The 1,498-nt window shown below is 55.7% G+C and carries 1 protein-coding gene and 1 pseudogene; one reads left to right on the forward strand and one right to left on the reverse strand.

From position 1 onward, the window contains the following. Positions 1-234: pseudogene (locus tag DDE13_RS22355) on the forward strand (hypothetical protein); the annotation flags it as partial. 212 nt (positions 235-446) lie between these two features. Here the strand turns inward: DDE13_RS22355 and DDE13_RS22360 are convergent. Continuing rightward, complete coding sequence (locus DDE13_RS22360; RefSeq protein ID WP_040968216.1) at positions 447-1,409, reverse strand: diaminopimelate dehydrogenase; 963 nt, start codon at positions 1,407-1,409, stop codon at positions 447-449. Positions 1,410-1,498 lie beyond the last annotated feature (89 nt).

Here is a 1,498-nt window from a genome sequence, read left to right on the forward strand (position 1 = left end):
CCGCACGCTGCCGTAGCTTATCGTGCGCTGCGTGATCAGTTGAATCCAGGCGAATATGGCTTGTTCCTCGGCACCGCGCATCCGGCGAAATTTAAAGAGAGCGTGGAAGCGATTCTCGGTGAAACGTTGGATCTGCCAAAAGAGCTGGCAGAACGTGCTGATTTACCCTTGCTTTCACATAATCTGCCCGCCGATTTTGCTGCGTTGCGTAAATTGATGATGAATCATCAGTAAAATCTATTCATTATCTCAATCAGGCCGGGTTTGCTTTTATGCAGCCCGGCTTTTTTATGAAGAAATTATGGAGAAAAATGACAGGGAAAAAGGAGAAATTCTCAATAAATGCGGTAACTTAGAGATTAGGATTGCGGAGAATAACAACCGCCGTTCTCATCGAGTAATCTCCGGATGACCTGCAGGCATGCAAGCTCGGTACTCGAGCTAAATTAGACGTCGCGTGCGATCAGATCATCCAAGTTCTCCGGGGAGAGCAAGTATGGAGCAACTTCGAGGACGGTGAAGGCACCGCTTTGGCCCTGCTGCTTCATGCGGTGAGCTGCGCGGCCGAAAGCGATCTGTGAAGAAGCGGTGAAATCTGGGTTTCGGTCCAGCTTCAGGATGTATTCCACGGTGTGGTTGAAGCCACCGGTGTCGCCGGTGGTGATCACGTGTCCGCCGTGTGGCATGCCGGTGTGCTCGGCGTCGAAGGTTGCTTCGTCGATGAAGTTGACTTCGACTTCGTAGCCAACGAAGTAATCAGGCATGGTGCGGATGTCGTTTTCGATGCGCTCGTGGTCGGCCGCGTCGGCAACCACGAAGCATTGGCGCTTGTGGGTTTGCTTTCCGGTGAGGTCGCCGGCTTCGCCACGGCGGGCCTTTTCCAGGGCTTCTTCGGATGGGAGGGTGTACTGGACGGCCTTTTGAACGCCAGGGATGCGTCGCAAAGCATCGGAGTGGCCCTGTGACAAACCTGGGCCCCAGAAGGTGTGCTGCTGGTGCTCGGCTAAGACTGCCGCTGCGTAGACGCGGTTGATGGAGAACATTCCTGGATCCCAGCCGGTAGAGACCAGTGCAACGTTGCCGGCTGCGGTGGCGGCTTCGTTCATGACCTGGCGGTGGCGTGGGATGTCGCGGTGGTTGTCGTAGGTGTCTACGGTGCAGGCGAACTGCGCGAACTTTGGTGCCTGCTCAGGGATGTCGGTGGCGGAGCCCATGCACAGGAACAGCACGTCCACGTCGTCGGCGTGCTTGTCCACGTCGGCGACATCAAAGACTGGCGTCTTTGTGTCGAGGGTGGCCCGGCGCGAGAAGATTCCTACAAGGTCCATGTCGGGCTGCTTGGCAATAAGCTTTTCGACGCTGCGTCCCAGGTTTCCGTAGCCTACGATAGCTACGCGGATGTTGGTCATGTTCTTGTAATCCTCCAAAATTGTGGTGGCACTGTCCTGGTAGAGCTTACCGAGAGGGGATCCTCTAGGGGGATCCTAGAGTCGCCTAG

It is taken from the genome of Meridianimarinicoccus zhengii (genome assembly GCF_003254465.1).
GTDB lineage: Bacteria > Pseudomonadota > Alphaproteobacteria > Rhodobacterales > Rhodobacteraceae > Meridianimarinicoccus > Meridianimarinicoccus zhengii.